The following is an 18,713-nucleotide window of genomic DNA, read 5'->3' as shown; positions in this document are numbered from 1 at the left end:
TCGGCGAGTCACCACCTTCGGCGCTGAGGCTCGCCTCTTTCGCTGCGAAAAATCTCGAATCTCTACCTCACTTGCGCTCCGACCTGCCTGAGCACTTAAATCGTAGCGCGACGATTATAATCGAAGTATGGCCGCATCCGTAACACTAAACACACCAATATCATCCTTAGTAGGCAACAAGCGCCGCGTATCTGCCCTAAAATCGCTAGGCGTAGTCACGGTAAAAGACGCGCTAACGTACTACCCGTTTAGAGTCACGAATCCGCTAAAACCTGCGCATTTAAGCCAAATTTTGCCTGGTCAAGAAGTGGCGTTTTGCGCGGTTATACAGTCCATAAACTTGGTGCAAATGGCCGCGCGAAGAGGGTATCGCCTAGACGTAAATGTTGCGCAAGATGCGGCGCGCGCTCAAATTGTCTATTTTTCAAAAAACAGGCAATACGCGCAATGGGTTAGCAGCCGCATGAGCGTTGGTCAAACCGTTGTTGTGGGCGGGGTGAGCGGCGCGTTTAATGGCGTTTTGCAATTTACGCATCCGCAAGTTATAAGCGTTTTGGCGGCGGGTAGTGATGATGAGAAGTCGAGCAATGGTGAGAAGTCTATCAACGATGAGAAGTCTAGCGCGTCTGGCGATTTTGTTGCGCAAAGCGTTGATGAAGCGATGGAAAGACTTTGCGCTCCGCAGCCGATTTACCACGCAAATTCGCGCATTTCTAGCGACCACATTCACGAGACGATTTTAGGATTATTGCGACTTTTTAAGAGCTGCGATAGTGGCGATTTTGCGCCCGAGTCTTTGCCCGAGTCTTTGCCCGAGTCTTTGCCAGAATCCTTGCCCGAGTCCCTTCCAGACATTCTCCCACAATCCGTAATCGCAAGCAGAAACTTTATGCATCGCGCGGCGGCGTTTGAGTCAATTCACAATCCCCAAACCAAAGAGGATTTTGCGCGCGCAATCAACACAATGCGCTTTGAAGAAGCGTTTATATCTCAAATCGCCGTTTTGCAGTCGCGCGAGAACTCGCTTAACGGGTCCGCCTACGCGTGCAACAATGGCGCTTTAAGGCAGCAGTTTGAAGCCAGCTTGCCATTTGCGTTGACGGAAGGCCAAAAAAACGTTATTAGCGAGATTACGGAAGATATGCAAGATGTGCAAGATGAGTCGCCAGCAGCCAGCGAATCCCCATTAAAACCAATGCGTCGTCTTTTGCAAGGAGAAGTGGGCTCTGGTAAAACGGTTGTGGCAATGAGCGCAATGCTTCAAGCTGTTGGTTCGGGCCACCAAGCGGTGCTTGTTGCGCCGACTCAAGTTCTGGCCCAGCAGCACGCCGAAAATCTTCGCAAAATGATTGCGCGCGCGGGCATAAACGTTGAAATTACGCTTGTGACGGGCGGAATGAAGCTGGCGGATCGAAGAAGAGCGCTGGCAAAAGTGGCAAGCGGCGAGCCTTCGATTATTGTGGCCACTCATGCCGCATTTTCCGCCAGTTTTAAGCCCACAAACCTTGCGCTGGCTATAATCGACGAGCAACACAGATTTGGCGTTGAGCAGCGCGACTCGCTTATACGCAAAATGAGTAATAATGCGGATGTTCATCTTCTTGTTATGACGGCCACGCCGATCCCTAGATCTGCTGCAATGACTTGGTTTGGCGATTTAGACGCGTCTTACTTAACGGAGCTTCCAGGCGGCCGCAAGCCGATTCGCACGTTTGTTATAAACGAGCTGGACTTTGCAAAAATGGCCGCAATGTTTAGCCACATTCGTTCCAGAATTGACGCGGGGGAGCGCGCGTACATTGTTTGTGCGCGAATAGACGATGATGATAATGGCGATAATGGCGATAATGGCGACTCTGCGGCGGCTTTCGACTTTTCCGCGTATTCATCTAATTCATTAAACAACGCACAATCCAACGCACAATCCAACGCGCCAATACACACAGTATCGCAAATTTTAGCCCGCCTTAAAAATCTTCCTCAATTTAGTGGCGTCAATTTTGCTGAGCTTACAGGCCGCACAAGCGACGACGAAAAGCGCAGTATTATGCGCGATTTTGAAAGCGGCAAAGTGCAAATTTTGGTTTCTACAACCGTAATCGAAGTTGGCGTAGATGTTGCAAAAGCCAGTTGCATAGTGATTTTTAACGCCGATCGCTTTGGCCTTGCGCAGCTTCATCAGCTTAGGGGCAGAGTTGGTAGAGCAGGCACACAATCCTGGGCCTTTTTGGTATCTGCAGTTCAAGACAACGAGTTGGCGGCAGCGCGCTTGCAGGTTGTAGAAGAATCGCTAGACGGCTTTGTAATCGCGCAAAAAGACTTGGAGCTTAGAAACGCTGGAGACGTTTTAGGAGACAGTCAATCTGGCGGAAAATCAAGCTTAAAGCTGCTTAGAGTTGTTAAAGACGCGCAGATTATTGCAGACGCAAGGCAATGCGCAACTTCGATTCTTGCAAGCGACCCAACTTTGCAAAATCACACGCAACTTGCTGGGGCGGTTTTAGACTTTACGCGCGGCAGCAGCACGGCAATTTTGAGCAATTAGAAGAAAATCGCGAAGAAAATCGCACAATTTTTTACAATTTACGTGCGAAAAAGACAATTTTTGAATATTCTAGAAGTATAAGGTAAAAACGCGAGAGACGAGGCAAAGATGACTGAACGCGAACAACAAATATTGTCGTGGATTCAGCAGAATCCTATGATTAGTCAGCAGGAGCTTGCAGATTTAGCTGGTATTACGCGATCGGGCGTGGCAGCGCACATTTCCAATCTGATTCGCAAAGGGTACCTTAGAGGCAAAGGTTACATTGTTACGCCGCCAAGCTACGTAACAGTAATCGGCGGAATAAGCATGGATGTTTTGGGAATCGCGTGCGGAGACCTTATGGACTACACGTCGAACGCTGCAAAGGTGCGTTACGCGCTTGGCGGAGTTGGGCGAAATATCGCAGTTGCTTTAGAGAGGATGAACACGCGCGCAAGCTTGGTCTCTGTGTACGGAGGCGACCACAATGGCGAGCTGTTTAAAATAGACGCATCCATAAACGGACTAGACATAGGCTACTCAAAGCAGCTGCCAGACGCCATGACAGCGTCTTATATGTATGTTGGAGACGCATCTGGGCAAAGGCTTTTGGCATTAGACGACATGAGTATCTACGACTACATGACGCCAGACTTTTTGCGCGAAAGAATATCAATCATAGAAAACGCAGACATTGTTGCACTAGACACCAACATCTCGCAAAAGTCGTTTGAATGGGTGTGCGATAACTACAGAAAGCCGATTATGGTTCGCGCAATAACGGATGCAAAAGCACCGAGAATACTTTCGCGCCTAAATTGCATTGATACGCTTGTTTTAGACACGGCAGAATCGCAAGCGCTTACTGGAATTTGCGCTGTAGACGAAAGGTCAGCCGTGCAATGTGCAAAGGCGCTGCTTAAGCGCGGAGTTAAGCGCGTGTTTGTTAATTCGGGGCGTGAAGGCGTTGCGTATGGAATTCTTGGGGAAGGCATTGCGTTTTACCCTGTGCCTTTGCAGCGCGTACAAAGGATGATTGTTTCTAGAGGAAACGGATCCGAAGGCGCTAAGGCGGTTGGCAATGACAATGGTTCTAGCGATGCAGCCACTGCCGCTTTGATTTACGCGCGATACAACCACTTTGACAATTCCAAGACAGGGCGATTTGCGGTGGCAGCTGCGGCGCTGAACACTGAGTCTGTTGAGGCGGTACATGAGGCAATGACGCCAGAACTTGTTGAGGAGCGAATGCAAAACATTCATGAGCGCGCGTGACGACCTGCCTTTTCGCTTAAAGCGTAGCGAGAAAAGGCAATTCGGAGCGCTGAGCCACTCAAGGCAGAAGCACTGCTTCTGCGTGGCGAAGACGTTCGCGCGCTTAGACCGCGCGAACGATTACCTGCCTGGCAAATATAAAAAGACCGCAGCTAAAAACTGCGGTCTTAGTTTATTCTGTTATTTTCTTGTGATTGATCAGTAGATCACTCGCAATCTTCTGGCTTAGGGATTAAGAACGAGCATGCAAACGCGAGCGCAAGCAGCACGATTCCAGTAATCATCGAAGCAACGTAGCCAGTGGTTGCTCCAGCGTTCTGCGCAAAATTGGTCATAACAGCGTAGAGAATCGCAAAGCTCAATCCTGCTCCAAGGTTAAACGCGCCAGCATTCATGCCAGGCAAATATCCAGGATTATCTTTAGGGGAAAGCACAATTCCAAGGCCGTTAAGCATAATGTTTGCAACGCCTGCGTAGCTAATTCCAAGCCACAAAGAAAGCACTACAAGCCCGCCGACAGAAGGCATCTCGGAGACGTACATTCCAAACACAACGCCAATAACGCTCACAAGGATTCCAGCGCGCAAAACGAGTCGGTATCCAAACTTTGCGGCGAGCATTCCAGCAACAGGGCCAAACACAAAGCCAATAATTGCGTACGGCGTAAGAGTTGCAAAGCTCACCACGCTTGCGCTCATTGCGGCTCCAGACTTAGCGTCTTGCGCAAGCTGTGGAACAACGCCATTCATGATTGCAAAAACGCCCGTCATTGTAAGAAGCGTGCAAGAAAGCAAGCCCCAAGTGCGGCGCTGGCTCATGTATTTTGTAGAAACAAGCGGAGCGGAGTTTTTGCCCTCTACGTTCCAGAAGATTACAAAGAAAACGATTGCAAGAACTACAAGAACCGCCACAAGAGTCAAGTTGGCGCCCGCAAGCTTGCCGATCTCGTTAATCGCAAGATATGCAGCCAAGAATGCAATGCCAAGCGTTACAACGCCAATCCAATCCATCTTAGGGGTGTCTTGTGCGTGCGATTCTTCGGTTTGGAATATAACCAAAAGAACTGCAATCACGCCGATTACAGCCATAGTCCAAAATACAGATCTAAAGCCAAAGTTGCCTGCGAGCCAGCCGCCTGCAAGTGCGTCAACGCCTGCAATTCCGCCGTTTACAGAGGTTAAAATTGCCATCAACTTTGCGTAACGTTTTTCTTCGCTAACGCGCACACGCAGCATAATCAAGCACATTGGCACAACAGGGCCGCTTGCACCCTGAAGGATTCGGCCAATCATAAGAACCGTAACGTTTGGCGCAATGGCACTAACAACGCATCCTAAAATGGTTGAAACCAGAATGCCCGTAAGCACCTTTTTGCGGCCAACAAGGTCTGCCAAGCGCGGCAGGAATAGCGAAAACAGAGCCGCCGCCGTAAAGAACACGGTTTGTGTTAGCGCGATTTGCGTATCTGTTGTTTTGAGCTCGTGCGTCATAGTGGCAAGTGCTGGGGAGAGCATGGATGCGTTTAGCTGGAACGCAAAAATGGCCACTAGAAGTGCGGTCATAAGTGCTACGATTGAGCGCCCGCCCTTGTCTAACATGTGTGGAGCTGGAGATGAAACCTCAGTCATAATAACTCCTATTTGTTTGTTTTATATCTATTATTTGATGTCTATTGTTTTATTATTTGATTCCATCGATTCGCTTTAGAGCGTCGATAATCAAATCCCAGAACTTGTTAAAGTCAAGCTTAGTGGCCACTTGCGTGTGGCATTCGCTTGCTGATGGCTCTGGTCCGCGCAAATCTGCAACCGTCATTCCAAGCGTTAAATCGCCTTTAATTTCAACGTCTAGAGGGCATCTGCGGGTCTGCACAACGCTGTGATCAATCAAGTAGGCAACCGTGCACGGATCGTGCACAGGCGGGTCAATAAAATCTTGATTATTTTGGTACGCCTTGCGGAAGAAGTCCATCAAACCGCTTGCAAAAGCCGAAAGAGGCGTGCCGATTGCGTCGATTTTGGCCTGCACTTGCGGCGTGCAAAGCGCCTGATGCGTTAAATCAAGACCAACCATTGTAATAGGCCAATCTTCGTTAAACACAACGTGAGCCGCTTCTGGATCCGTCTTAATGTTAAATTCTGCGACCGCGCTCCAATTGCCAACGTGGTAGCCGCCGCCCATAAGCACAACCTCTTTAACGCGGCTAACGATTCGCGGCTCCATGCGCACCGCCATTGCGATGTTTGTAAGTGGGCCCGTTGGAACAAGCGTAATTGTGCCTGGCTCGCTGTTCATAATCGTGTTAACAATCCAGTTTACGGCGTGGCCTTCGTCTAATGGGCGAGTTGGCTTTGGAAGCGTTACTCCGTCTAGGCCGGTTTCACCGTGAACGGCAGCCGCCACTTCTAGCGGGCGAATCATTGGGCGATCGCAGCCTGCGTGAACTGGAATGTTTGTTGCGTGAGCCATTTCTAGCGTTGCTCGCGCGTTGTACGTTACTTTTTCTAGGCTCTGATTGCCGCCGACTGTTGTTACGCCAAGCAAATCAATGTTTGGGTTGCCAAGCGCTAGCAGAATTGCCATAGCGTCGTCGTGGCCAGGGTCGCAATCTAAAATGATTGAAGTCATTTTTGTTCCTTATTGCTTGATGGTTTTTGCTTATTTTATTTTGTTGTTTGTTGTTTGTTTGATTTTGTTGTTTGTTTGTTTTTATTTTATGCGTAGGTCGTTTGCAAACATCATTGTTTAGCTGTGGCTAGGGGTAAATCGCCAGAAACCAGTGCTAAGCAACATTTGTTTATGTTTATAAACAAATGGCCAATACAATTTTAGCAGGGATAAAATTTGACACAAGTCAAAGTGGTTACGCAAATCCAAATTGCAATCGTAAGTCAAAGTGATTTAAAATGATATGCTTAAAACATGCACGTAATTGCAGGAAGATTTAAAGGCACGCCATTATGCGCCGCAAAGTCATGTACAAGACCCACAACAGACCGCACAAAAGAGGCGATTTTTTCTAGACTCGACTCGTGGGGAGTGTGCGAGGGAGCGCGCGTACTCGACTTATTCGCTGGAACCGCGGCGTTGGGAGTAGAGGCGATTTCTAGGGGCGCAAACGAGCTGGTGTGTGTAGAGGCGAACGCGGCCGCGGCGGCGCTAATTGCAAAAACCGTTAAAGTGCTAGAAAGTCAAAGCGCGTGGAGCCAGGATTTAAGCGTGCGCGTAAATAAAAAGCGCGCGGAGCAGTTTGTGCAAGATTACAGCGGCGAGGCGTTTGGGCTGGTGTTTGTGGATCCGCCGTACGCGTTGGAAACGGCGCAAGTCGAGCGGCTGATTGAAAACATGGTTAAAAACGGCGTTGTAAGCGATGCGGCAGATACGCTGATCGTTTTGGAGCGTAGTGCGCGCAGTGTTGCGCCTAAGATTTGTGCGGGGTGGGAGATTTTCGACACGCGCAACTATGGCGAAACTGCCGTGATGTTTATTCAAACTTCGCGTTGACCTTCTACGCATTGATTTTTATTTTCGTTTATGCTTTGCCAAGCTAGGTAGAGATTCGAGATTTTTCGTTCGCGCGGTCTAAGCGCGCGAACGTCTTCGCCGCACAGAAGCAGTGCTTCTGTTTTGAGCGGCTCAGCGCGCCAAATTGCCTTCGCGCGCTACGCTTTAAGCGCTACGGCAGGTTGGCGCGCGTCGGCGAATCGCCAGAAACCTCCCACCCAAGGCCAATCAGCGTTTTTCTATCTTGCTTGCTAAGCGACTTGCAATCAAGCTTTTCAATCAAATCTGGCCTGATTTGGCTTGTGCGCGCCAACGCATCGTCTCTGCGGAAGCGATCCACCTTAGCGTGGTCGCCCGAAGTGAGAATCGCAGGCACACTAAGGCCGCGCCACGTTGTTGGCCGCGTGTACTGGTGATGCTCAAGAATCGCGTCCGCGCCCGTATACGACTCTTCCACAATCGACTCGGGGTTGCCCATAAAGCCTGGAATCAAGCGCGTAATGGCCTCTACCATAACGCTAACAGCCACTTCGCCGCCGTTAAGAACGTAGTCTCCAATCGAGTACTCGCGCACGTCTACGCCGCGTGATTTGTAGTATTCGGGGATTCGCGCGTCGTAGCCTTCGTAGCGGCCGCATCCAAACACGAGTCGCTTGGCGTTTGCTAGCTGCGTTGCGTCTTTTTGAGAAAACAGTGGGGCAGAAGGATTTGGGAAGATTAGAACTGTGCCGTTATCAATGCTGTTATTTGCGATATTATCGCCATTATCTGCGTCATTATTGCCACTAAAAAGCAGCTCATCCAGGCACTCCGCCCACACTTCTGGCTTCATCACCATTCCCGCGCCGCCGCCAACTGGCGTGTCGTCAACCGACTGATGAACGTCGTGCGTCCATTTTCTAAGATTATACGCGTTGATTTTAAGCAGGCCGTTATCTTGCGCTTTGCCGAGCAAACTCAGATCGAGCATGCGAAAATATTCTGGAAATACGGAGATTATGTCGATTTGCATTTTAAAGCCTTTAAGCGTAAATCCTGCGCACTAAAGCCCAGGAATCAGTCCGCCTGGAGGGTCTAAAGTTAAATATTTTTCTTTAAGATTAACTTCTGGAACCAGCGCCTGAACAAAAGGAACTAGCGCAGTTTTATCATCGCCAACTGGCTCCAAAAGGCGGATTTTAAGCAGCGACTGCGCGCCGTCCACAACGTCTACGACTTTGCCGATTTCGCGCGGAGCAACACCAAGTGAATTATTCTTGCAAATGTGCGCGCTAAGGCCTATTAAATCCTTAATATACCAGGCGTTTTCTTGCTCTAATTCTTCCGCACTTTGAGCCTTAGTGTAAAGCTCCAAGCCGTTTAGGGCCTCTGCGTCATTACGATTTAGGCTTTGTTCAAAAAGCAGAATCCAGCGGTTTTTAAACGTGCGGGAAGCTTCGATTGTAAACTCGCGCTCGCCGTCTTTAGTGTAAAGCACATTGCCTGGTTCAAAGCGATTATAAGGCTCGTCGGTAAAGACCTGAACCGTGACTTCGCCTTTTAATCCTTGCGCTTTTCCAATACGACAAACCCTCAGTAGGGTGTTTTCACCTTGCTGAGGGTTGTCAAAAAGTTGGTTTTTAGCCACGTTCAATCTCACTTACGTACGTCCATAATGTCTACGCGCACGTTGCGATGGCTTAGAGCCTGCACAACAATACGAATAGCATTGGCGGTACGACCGTTTCTTCCAATAACGCGACCGATGTCTTCTGGATTTACGCGCACGCGCAAAAGTTCGCCGCGAGCGTTTGAATGAGAACGCACGGATACGTCATCTGGAAAATCCACGATGTTTTTAATGAGATGTTCCACAGCTTGAGCCAGCATAATTACTCAGCCTTTTCCTCGGCTTCAGCATTTGCTGCTGGAGCTTCTTCTGCGGCTTCTTCGGCTTCGTTCTTAGCGGCTTCTGCAGCGGCCTGAGCCTTTGCAGCGGCTTCGGACTTAGCAGCCTTAAGCTTCTGAGCCTCGGCTTCTACAGCCTCAACACGAGCCTGAGCGTCTGGGCCAGCCTCAGAAGTCTTCAATGTGCCTTCTGCGCCATCGAGACCCTTGAACTTCTGCCAGTCGCCAGTAATCTTTAGCAGCTTCAACACTGGTTCGGTTGGCTGTGCGCCAACGCCAAGCCAGTACTGTGCGCGATCAGACTTAATCTGAATCAAAGATGGCTGCTTGTTTGGATCGTAGATACCGATCTCTTCGATGGACTTGCCGTTACGCTTGTTGCGCGAATCAGAAATTACAACGCGATAGAAGGCGTAGAACTTCTTGCCCAATCTCTTAAGACGAATCTTGGTTGCCAAAATGGCTCTCCTTATAACTAAAGTCGTAGAATTTCGCTCGGGTGTGGGGCACTCCTTGCGAGTTCCACTGTTCCTCGCGTGGTCGATAAGAGGGCTTCGATTCACGCGAATAACTTTTCTATTATGCCTGATTGCGTGGACTATATGTTTTCCCGAGAATGTTGCTATAATTCGGGCGTTTTGTAGCGATTCATGTCGTGTTGAGCTACAAACTCGGTCGCGAGCGATACACCTCTTTCGCGGCGAAAAATCTCGAATCTCTACTTCACTTGGTGGAGTAATGTACGCAAAGAGCATTGTTATTTGGGTGAAGAAGCGGGGAGCTAGAGGGGAGCTAGAGTGGGAGCGAAACGCAAACGATTAGCGCAAAGTGGTCGCTGCCGTCCACGCGAATCGTGCGTTGTTCTGTGACTTTGGCGGCGCAGCCTGTTGACTTTATTAACACATGGTCAAGCGCAAGATTTGGCCATTTTTGCCACGTTGGCCAGGTTTTTAATCGCTTGCCGATTTGCATTGATGCGTCGAAAAAGCCTGATTTTAGTAGCGCTCTAAAGCTCGGGTGGTCTGGTGTTGAGTTTAAGTCTCCGCAGATTATTGTGACTTTTTTGCAGTCGCTTTTATTATGATTTTCGCCGATTTTTGCAAGCGCCATTATTCCGCTGCTCCAAGCCGCACACCCGCGCATAGGCGATTTTGGATGCGCCGAAGCGAATGTTATTAGAGGATTTTCCGCGCGCGTCTCGCAAGCAGCCGCCGTAACAATTGGCACGTTTGCCGCATCAATCTTAATCGACTCGCCAAAAGATTGTTTTACAGCGCTTAATCGCGTATAAATCGCGTTAAATCCGCCATTTTCGCGGTTGTTTGTATTTCCCAATTGCACATGCGCAAAATCACGCCTAATCCCAAGTTTTTCAAGGCTTTTTACAAGTTTTTCGCTTACTTCTTGCAAAAGAATTGTATCGACTTTATGCGTTTTTGCGAGTTCTATTATTTGACTCGCGTTTGCGCGTCCATATCTGCAATTAAGCGTCATAACGCGGATTTCTCGCGATTTTTCCTGCGATTTTTCCCACGTTTGTTTCCATTTTTGCTGTTTTTGGGAACAAACACGGGCATCTATTCCCACGTTTGTTTCCGTTTTTGCTGTTTTTGGGAACAAACACGGGCATGTGTTCCTGCGTTTGTTTCCGTTTTTGGTGTTTTTGGGAACAAACACGGGGAAGTATTCTTGTATTTGTTTCCGCAAATGCCTTGCAAAATACGGCGTATACGATTTTAAAGAGATTAAGAGCAACGCCGCATATGCCGCGCACAAAAACACGTACGATTTACAAAATTCATTTTGCAATCGTGTTGAGGCCGCCGCCACAGCGCTGGCGATTAGCCCAAACCCTGCGCAAAACGGCGCAATCGGCAGCAGTGCAATAACGTAGGGCAGCGGTTTTAGCCCGTCTGCTCCAGCTGGCAGCCACCTAAGCAGCTGCCAAGCCAGAAGTAAAACAAGCGAAATAAGTAAAATCGCAGGTAAAATCGCGTGAATCATCTACTGCTTATCTGCCAAAAAGTCCCGAAAGACCGCCGCCCAAGTTTGGCGGTAAATCAGGCATTCCGCCAGCAAAATCACCTTCGCCACTCATAAGATTTTGAAGATTTTCTGGCAGATTATTAGGCAAATCCTGCTTCTTCTTCATAAAGGCAGACTCGCCATTCTCGCCATCGCCATCATTTGCACTATTTGCAGAAGAATTTCCAGACAAGCGATCCCTAAGTGCGCGCTCCTCGGCCTCGCGGCGCATAGGATTTCCAGACTTTCCGCCCTTCTTCTTGCTCTTTTTGTCTTTGCGCTTAGACTTTCCAGCGCCGCCGCCAAACCCAGGAATTCCGCCCATTCCAGGCATTCCTGCGCCGCCGCCATTGCTCATGCGCTTCATCATCTTAGCTGCCTGCTCAAAGCGCTGCAGAAGCGCGTTCACCGCGGAAACTGGAACGCCCGCGCCAGCTGCGATTCGCGCGCGCCTGGAGCCGTCAATAATCTTTGTGTCTCGGCGCTCCTTAGGCGTCATGGAGCGAATAATCGCCTCTGTGCGGTCTATCTCGCGGTCGTCAAACTGCTCAAGCTCTTGCCTATGCGCTGCCATTCCAGGCATCATGCCAAGAATCTTCTTCATAGAACCAAGCTTTTTAACCTGCTGAAGCTGATCCAAAAAGTCGTCTAATCCAAAAGTTCCTTCAGATATTTTGGCGGCAGCTTTTTTAGATTCTTCCTCGTCAAACTGCTTTTGTGCATTCTCAATAAGCGTTAGAATATCGCCCATATCTAGGATTCTGGAGGCCATTCTATCTGGGTGGAAAATCTCAAAATCCTTCAAACCTTCGCCAGTAGAAGCAAACAAAATCGGCTTGCCCGTAACGCTTGCAACCGATAGCGCAGCACCGCCTCTAGCATCGCCATCTAACTTAGAAAGCACAACGCCAGTAAAATCAACGCCTTCGTTAAACGCTTGAGCCGTATGAACAGCATCCTGACCAATCATGGCGTCTATAACAAACAGGATTTCTTGCGGATTAACAGCATCACGAATTTCGCGCGCCTGCTGCATAAGAGCATCGTCCACGCCAAGGCGACCAGCGGTATCGATAATAACCGTGTCGTACATTTTTGCGCGCGCGTAGTCAATGGAATCTCGCGCAACTTTAACAGGGTCTCCCGCCGCTAAACCAGCTGAAACCACTTCGCTGCCGCCATCACTTTGCACGCCTCGCTCTGGCGCAAACACAGCCACGCCCGCGCGCTCGGCAACAACCTCAAGCTGCGTAACGGCGTTAGGGCGCTGCAAATCCGCGGCAACAAGCAAAGGAGTGTGGCCCGAATCCTTAAGCCAGTAGCCCAGCTTTCCTGCAAGCGTTGTTTTACCAGCGCCTTGCAAGCCAGCAAGCATGATTACGGTTGGGGGGTATTTTGCAAAATTCAGTGGCCTATCAACGCCTGCGCCCAAAACATTTGTAAGCTCGTCGTTTACAATTCGCACAACTTGCTGCGCAGGATTCAGTGCGCTAGAAACCTCTTCGCCAAGTGCGCGTTCGCGGATTTTAGCTGTAAAAGATCGCACAACGTCTAAAGCCACGTCTGCGTCTAAAAGCGCGCGGCGGATTTCGCGAATTGTGCCGTCTATGTCTGCGTCGGATAATTTGCCTTTTCTACGCAAGTGCTTGAATGCGCCAGAAAGTCTTTCTGTTAACGAACTAAATGCTGCCATAATTGCTCTATTCTACAGGTTGTTTGGAATGTTTAAGAGTTTTAAGATAAATGCCACGATGAGCCTTGTGCACAATCTTCGATTACAACGCCAGCGGCGGTTAAAGAGTCGCGAATCGCGTCTGCGCGTGCAAAATCCTTGGCCGCGCGCGCAATCGCCCTTTGTTCCAGCTGATTTGCAATCAAAGATTCAAGAGCCTTGTGTTCCGCGCTTGCGCCATTATCTGCATCTTCGCCCAAATCTTGCGATTTTTGCGCGTTGCGGCGCCATTGCGGGGAGTAAGGGTCTAGCCCAAGCGTGTCTAGCATTGCGCGAACTTGCAAAACGCACGTTTTAATAAGGCTTTTAATGCTGTTGTTTTGGCCGTCATCTTGACTTTGTGCATAGTCGTCCAAAAGCGCGTTGCCAGAGCGAATCGCAGTAAAAATCGCGGCCAGCGCGCCCGAAACGTTAATATCGTCGTTCATAGCTTTAGTAAAATCTTCTGGAAGATTATCTGCATCAACGCCCTGAACTTCCGCATAATCTGGCTGATTTTCGATTACACGCCCAGCGCGCTCGAGGAAGTTCGATATGCGATCATAAGCCGATTGCGCCTCGTTTAAAGCCTGATCCGACCACTCCAGCATTGCGCGGTACTGCACGCCGCCTAGCGCGTATCGCACAACCCACGCGGATTTTTGAGCCAGAACCGATGGAACAGAAAGGCCGTTTCCAAGGGATTTGCTCATTTTTTCGCCCTTTGCTGTAACCCATGCGGAATGCATCCACACGTTTGCACTCTTCCAGCCAGCAGCAAGTGTTTGTGCCATCTCGTTTTCGTGGTGCGGGAAGCGCAAGTCTAGTCCGCCGCCGTGAATGTCGAAGGAATCACCAAGATAGCGGTGACTCATTGCCGAGCATTCAATGTGCCAACCTGGGCGGCCTGCTCCAAACGGCGTATTCCAGCGCGCGTCTTTTTGGTCAAAATCGCAAGGTGCCTTCCAAAGCGCAAAATCGCGAGCATCGTGCTTATCTGGGCTTGCGTCTGCAGGGTCAATTGGATTGTATTTGTCGGCTTTGCTGGCTTTGTCGTCACTATTGCTGCCATCTGAATTGCCATTTTGATGCGTAAGTGCGCCGTAATCCTGCCAACTTGGAACACTAAAATACACGTTTCCAGTAGGATTGCCATCCGCGCTTTTTATTGCGTATGCGTGTCCGCGATCAATCAAGCGCTGTATAAGCTCCACCATGTCGTTGATGTGGCCTGTTGCGCGCGGCTCCACAGTAGGCGGCATAACGCCGAGAGTGTTGTAAGCTTCAGTAAACTCGCGCTCGTAAATGTAGGCGCGCTGCCACCATGTTTGGCCATTTTCGCTAGCTTTTTTGATGATTTTATCGTCTATATCTGTAACGTTTCTAACAAAAGTAACGTTGTAGCCAAGGCGCAAAAGCCATCGGCGAACAACGTCGAAGGCGATTGCAGCGCGAATATGACCTATGTGTGGCGAGCTTTGCACGGTTGCGCCACACACGTACATTCCAACGTGACCAGGGGTGACGGTTTTAAACTCGCTGGTGTTGTGAGTTGCCGTGTTGTATAAGCGCAATCGCGTGGCTGCTGCGGTAAGAGTTCTGTTCGTATTTTCAAGCATAATCTCAATTATATGTTTAGCTAATAACTCACGTTTAGAGCGTGCGAACGATTTGACGCATTTTGTACCAGATTTGATCTAAATCACGTACATTTTCGGGCGCGACGACCTGCCTGAGCGCTTAAAGCGTAGCGCGCGAAGGCAACTCGGAGCGCTGAGCAGCTCAAGGCAGAAGCAATGCTTCTGCGCTGCGAAGACGTTCGCGCGCTTAGACCGCGCGAACGATTTGACGCACTTTGTAGCTTTAAGTCGTAGATAGACATAGGACTATGATTGCTAGCAGATAGAAATCGCAAGCGCAGCTACGCAAAAATGGCCACTAACCGCTCGCCAAATTCACGTCACTAAAATCGCAAGAAAGGATTAAAAATGCCTGATTCTTTTGATTTCGTAAACTCTGAAGCAAACTCTGGAGCAAAGTCCTACGCAAACTCTTCCGTGCTCATGACCGACATGTACGAGTACACAATGCTAGATGCGGCGCTAAAAGATGGCACAGCAAACCGCAAATGCGTTTTTGAGATTTTTACGAGGCATCTTCCGCAAGGTCGCCGTTACGGAGTGGTAGCAGGCACGGGCAGAATCCTAGAAGAGCTAGAGCGATTCCACTTTAGCGACGAGGACTTGCGATTTTTGCAAGACCGCAAAATTGTAAGCAAAGACACCATTAAATGGCTAGAAAACTACCACTTTAGCGGCAAAATCCGTGGTTACAGGGAAGGCGAAATGTTCTTCCCAGATTCGCCGATTTTGCAAGTTGAAGGCACTTTTGGCGAGTGCACGCTGCTAGAAACGCTGCTGCTTTCTGTGCTTAACTACGATTGCGCGGTGGCGAGCGCCGCGGCTCGTATGGTTTCCGCGTCTGCTGGAAGGCCGTGCATGGATATGGGCGGCAGGCGCACAAACGAGTGGTCGGCAGTGGCTGCCTCTCGCGCGGCGGTAATCGGCGGTTTTAAGGGAACTGCAAACCTGCTTGCGGCCAAGCTTTACGGGCTTAAGGCGATTGGAACGGCCGCACATTGCTTTACACTTGTGCACGATTCGGAGCGCGCCGCCTTTGAGTCGCAAATTGCCGCACTCGGCAAGGGAACAACGTTGCTTGTAGACACGTACAACGTGGAAGAGGCTGTTAAAACCGCCGTGCAGGTTGCTGGCGCGGATCTTGGCGGTGTGCGCATTGATTCGGGCGATTTGTGCGTTATGGCTCGTCGCGTGCGCGCGCAGCTCGATGCGTTGGGCGCTAAAAACACTAAAATCACGGTTACTAACGATTTGGACGAGTATGCGCTCGCGTCTTTGCAAAACGCGCCAGTCGATTCCTACGGCATTGGAACCATGCTGGTTACGGGTTCGGGCGCTCCTACTTGCGCAATGGTTTATAAGCTTACGGAGCGCCAGGGCGCGGATGGAGTTATGCAACCTGTTGCTAAGAAGTCTAAGAATAAGGCGACTGTTCCAGGGCGCAAACTTGCGTATCGTTCTTACGATTTTGGCGGCGTAAACGGCGGCGCTTCTGGCAATGGCGTGGCCGACTGCGAGCACGTGATTTCTGGATCAGAGAGTGCGCTCGCTGCTTTTAAGCCGCAGGATTCTTGGGAAGATTTGCTAGTTGACTACGTGCAAAATGGCGAATTTAACACGGAGTTTATGGGTCATGACGCGATTGCGCGCGCACAGGATTATTGCGCCAAATCTCTTAGCAGACTTCCGATTTCTGCTCAAAGTCTTATGCGTGGCGACCCTGCGATTCCTACAGAAATCAGCGTTTTAGGCTAGTTTAGGCTAGTTTAGGCTGGTTTATAAATCAGCTTTAATTTGAGTTACTCTAAAAGCCCAGATTGTTCATCTCTTCGTAGATTTTTTTGCACTCTGGGCAAACGGGGTAGTCGTTTGCTTCGCGCTTTGGAATCCACACTTTTCCGCACAACGCCACAACAGGGCGGCCAGTCAAGCGCGACTCAATTACGCGATCTTTGGAAACGTAGTGTGCAAAGCGGTCTGCGTCGCCGCCATCGTCCATTCGCGCGGATTCGTCTACTTCTGGCTTTTCGAGCACGCTTGTGCTTGTGCTAGACCCAGAATCTGGGAGGCTTTTTGAATCGTCTTCCATAACAGCGTTCAAATTAGCAGCGTTTGAGCTATCGCCATACTTTGAATCATTTGAAAACGTCATTGCATCCCTTTCGTACAAATCCTTTTCGTACAAATCCTTTTCACACAAATCATGTTTTGTTACTTGCGATTTATGTTTATACAAGCATAATTCATAATCGCAACAAATGCTGGCAAATGGGAACAAACGCAGGGAAGTGTGCCCGAGTTTGTTTCCAAAATTGGCTGAAACGTAAACAAACGTGGGGGAAAAGAAACAAACGCAGGGAAGTGTGCCCGAGTTTGTTCCCAAAATTGGCTGAAATGGGAACAAACGCGGGGAAAAAGAAACAAATGCGGGGAAAATAGGCCATATCTAGCCAGTGTCTAGCTCGTGGCCGATTCGTGGTAACCTAAAAGCATGACTATAGCTGTTTGCCCAGGCTCCTACGATCCCGTTACGGCCGGACACTTAGACGTGATACAACGTTGTACGCATCTTTTTAACGAAGTGCATGTTTTAGTGGCGGTTAATGCGGCCAAAACGCCCATGTTTTCCGAGTTGGAGCGCGTGGATATTATTCGCAAGGCGCTGGAAGACTTAAAAGATGATTCGCCAGTCGGCAAGTTTGCGCCACCTTTGTGCGGGGCGTCTAAGTCGCCAGCGTGCAAAATAGTGGTTGCTTCTACCAGCGGTCTTATTACGGATTATTGCAAAAAAGTCGGCGCAACCGTAATTGTTAAGGGATTGCGTCAAAACGGCGACTATGAGGCGGAACTTGGAATGGCGCTGGTTAATCGCAAGCTGGCTGGCATTGAAACCATGTTCTTGCCAGCGGATCCTATTTTGGAACACGTTTCTAGCTCGGTTGTAAAAGATGTGGCTCGTCACGGCGGAGACGTTTCGGGAATGGTGCCAAATAATGTGATTCCGCTTTTGCAACATGTTTTTTCTAAGACAAATGCAATATCTCAATCATAAAATTAGCGAAATCTTACAATGGCGAGTTAAATATCACCGAAATAAGTACAATATTACTAAAATAAGTACGTACTAAAATACGTACTAAAATACGTACAATAAAATTGTTAAGAGATAAGAGAGCAGCTACTTAGCGAAGGAGCGAAAATGAGCGAAAACGAAGACGACACAATGGAAAGCCAAGTATCGGCAAACCACAGCCAAAAGTTGCCATTAAATCCAGTGATTGCAAATAACGACGATTCGCCTAGTGCTGCTTTTGAAGCTTATGACGCGGTGCCTGCGGCGAGTAAGGCGAGCGACGATGCGGCTGCTGGCGATTCTGCTGATGGCGCGGCTGCTGGCGATTCGTCTGGCAACGCAGCTGGCGATGTGCCTCAAAACCTGTTCCCAATGCCAGATTTGCGCGAGCGCGAAGACGGCGGCGCAATAGAGTTTGACGACGAAGAAGAAAACGCGTTTAAGGCCGCGGATCCGCAAACCGTTAGCGAGGAAGTGCGCACAAAGTCGCGCGAGGAATTTACTACTGTTTACGACATAATCGACACAATGGAAGCCGCGCTAAACAGTGCAAAAGGCGTGCTTTTTGCTGCTGGAATGGCAAAGGTGGATCGCGAAGAGTTTGGCGATTATTTGTCTAGGCTAAAAGACATGCTGCCTGTTCAGCTGGAGCGCGCGAGTGCGTTAATGCGAGAAGCGGAGAGGCGCTTGCGTACGGCTCAAGCACAGGCAAACTCTGTTGTGAGTTCGGCGCAAAGTCAAGCCGCGCAAATGGTTGAAGAAGCCCAGGAGCGAGCCAAATTCTTGGCAGGTCAAGAAAATGTGGTTGCGATTGCAAAGAACCAAGCGCGAGATATTATAAGCAATGCGCAGGCAAAGGCCGATAAGCTTACGCGCGGCGCGGATCAGTACAGCGCCACGGTTATGGAAGGCCTAAAGCAGCAGTTAGACAAGCTGGAGCAAGACGTTCAAGCGGGTCAGCGCGTTTTGGAAGAGCGCAGGCGCGCGGCGGCACACGTTCGAAATGAGGCTGCAAACCAGATTGATGAAGAATTTGACAGTGAAAGCAGCGAAAGCGAAGAAAGGAATTAA

The 18,713-nt window shown here is 49.5% G+C and carries 16 protein-coding genes; 6 read left to right on the top strand and 10 right to left on the bottom strand.

Annotated features, from left to right (window positions below):
• Positions 1–127 precede the first annotated feature (127 nt).
• A complete protein-coding gene (locus HMPREF3216_RS03310; protein WP_060786923.1) occupies positions 128–2,545 on the top strand; it encodes an ATP-dependent DNA helicase RecG in 2,418 nt (805 codons plus the stop codon).
• 108 nt (positions 2,546–2,653) lie between these two features.
• Entirely contained in the window at positions 2,654–3,802 is a 1,149-nt protein-coding gene (locus HMPREF3216_RS03305; RefSeq protein ID WP_060786922.1) for a PfkB family carbohydrate kinase, read from the top strand.
• Positions 3,803–4,008: 206 nt separating this feature from the next.
• Here HMPREF3216_RS03305 and HMPREF3216_RS03295 read toward each other — a convergent pair whose 3' ends face one another.
• Both HMPREF3216_RS03295 and HMPREF3216_RS03290 read right to left on the bottom strand, forming a co-directional pair.
• Positions 4,009–5,430, bottom strand: coding sequence for a uridine transporter UriT (locus tag HMPREF3216_RS03295; protein WP_060786920.1), 1,422 nt, complete (start codon positions 5,428–5,430; stop codon positions 4,009–4,011).
• 52 nt (positions 5,431–5,482) lie between these two features.
• Positions 5,483–6,430 carry a uridine-preferring nucleoside hydrolase UriH gene (locus HMPREF3216_RS03290; RefSeq protein ID WP_060786919.1) on the bottom strand — a complete coding sequence of 316 codons (948 nt, stop codon included), beginning with the start codon at positions 6,428–6,430 and terminating at the stop codon, positions 5,483–5,485.
• 294 nt (positions 6,431–6,724) lie between these two features.
• On the opposite strand from HMPREF3216_RS03290, the gene rsmD reads away from it, so the two are divergent.
• Positions 6,725–7,306, top strand: coding sequence for a 16S rRNA (guanine(966)-N(2))-methyltransferase RsmD (rsmD, locus tag HMPREF3216_RS03285; RefSeq protein WP_060786918.1), 582 nt, complete (start codon positions 6,725–6,727; stop codon positions 7,304–7,306).
• Positions 7,307–7,478: 172 nt separating this feature from the next.
• Here the strand turns inward: rsmD and trmD are convergent, their stop codons facing one another.
• The 7 genes from trmD to cysS all read right to left on the bottom strand — a co-directional run bounded on the left by trmD (position 7,479) and on the right by cysS (position 14,548).
• On the bottom strand, positions 7,479–8,318 hold the full coding sequence (trmD, locus tag HMPREF3216_RS03280) for a tRNA (guanosine(37)-N1)-methyltransferase TrmD (protein ID WP_060786917.1): 840 nt from the start codon (positions 8,316–8,318) through the stop codon (positions 7,479–7,481).
• 30 nt (positions 8,319–8,348) lie between these two features.
• Complete coding sequence (gene rimM, locus HMPREF3216_RS03275) at positions 8,349–8,933, bottom strand: ribosome maturation factor RimM (RefSeq protein WP_060786916.1); 585 nt, start codon at positions 8,931–8,933, stop codon at positions 8,349–8,351.
• An 8-nt stretch (positions 8,934–8,941) separates the two neighbouring features.
• The gene (locus HMPREF3216_RS03270; RefSeq protein WP_016636230.1) at positions 8,942–9,175 is read right to left on the bottom strand and encodes an RNA-binding protein; all 234 of its coding nucleotides are present in this window, start codon (positions 9,173–9,175) and stop codon (positions 8,942–8,944) included.
• Positions 9,176–9,177: 2 nt separating this feature from the next.
• Positions 9,178–9,651 (bottom strand): 30S ribosomal protein S16, encoded by a 474-nt coding sequence (gene rpsP / locus HMPREF3216_RS03265; RefSeq protein ID WP_060786915.1) that lies wholly within the window; start codon positions 9,649–9,651, stop codon positions 9,178–9,180.
• Positions 9,652–9,985: 334 nt separating this feature from the next.
• Complete coding sequence (locus HMPREF3216_RS03260; RefSeq protein WP_060786914.1) at positions 9,986–11,197, bottom strand: endonuclease/exonuclease/phosphatase family protein; 1,212 nt, start codon at positions 11,195–11,197, stop codon at positions 9,986–9,988.
• Positions 11,198–11,204: 7 nt separating this feature from the next.
• A complete protein-coding gene (ffh, locus tag HMPREF3216_RS03255) occupies positions 11,205–12,911 on the bottom strand; it encodes a signal recognition particle protein (protein WP_060786913.1) in 1,707 nt (568 codons plus the stop codon).
• Positions 12,912–12,952: 41 nt separating this feature from the next.
• Positions 12,953–14,548: a cysteine--tRNA ligase gene (gene cysS, locus HMPREF3216_RS03250; RefSeq protein WP_060786912.1), complete on the bottom strand. Its 1,596-nt coding sequence runs from the start codon at positions 14,546–14,548 to the stop codon at positions 12,953–12,955.
• Positions 14,549–14,917: 369 nt separating this feature from the next.
• Here cysS and HMPREF3216_RS03240 point away from each other — a divergent pair, with 369 nt between their 5' ends.
• Positions 14,918–16,324: a nicotinate phosphoribosyltransferase gene (locus HMPREF3216_RS03240; protein WP_060786910.1), complete on the top strand. Its 1,407-nt coding sequence runs from the start codon at positions 14,918–14,920 to the stop codon at positions 16,322–16,324.
• A 49-nt stretch (positions 16,325–16,373) separates the two neighbouring features.
• Here HMPREF3216_RS03240 and HMPREF3216_RS03235 read toward each other — a convergent pair whose 3' ends face one another.
• Positions 16,374–16,721 carry a DUF3039 domain-containing protein gene (locus HMPREF3216_RS03235; RefSeq protein WP_060786909.1) on the bottom strand — a complete coding sequence of 116 codons (348 nt, stop codon included), beginning with the start codon at positions 16,719–16,721 and terminating at the stop codon, positions 16,374–16,376.
• Between the two features lie 339 nt (positions 16,722–17,060).
• Between HMPREF3216_RS03235 and coaD the strand changes: the two genes are divergently transcribed.
• Positions 17,061–17,621: a pantetheine-phosphate adenylyltransferase gene (gene coaD / locus HMPREF3216_RS03230; RefSeq protein ID WP_060786908.1), complete on the top strand. Its 561-nt coding sequence runs from the start codon at positions 17,061–17,063 to the stop codon at positions 17,619–17,621.
• A gap of 147 nt (positions 17,622–17,768) precedes the next feature.
• The gene (locus HMPREF3216_RS03225) at positions 17,769–18,713 is read left to right on the top strand and encodes a hypothetical protein (RefSeq protein ID WP_060786907.1); all 945 of its coding nucleotides are present in this window, start codon (positions 17,769–17,771) and stop codon (positions 18,711–18,713) included.

Origin of the sequence: Gardnerella vaginalis (genome assembly GCF_001546455.1) — a bacterium.
Taxonomy (GTDB): Bacteria; Actinomycetota; Actinomycetes; order Actinomycetales; family Bifidobacteriaceae; genus Bifidobacterium; species Bifidobacterium vaginale_B.
The sequence above is the reverse complement of the archived record's forward strand: the minus strand, read 5'-3'. Positions and strand labels throughout refer to the sequence as shown.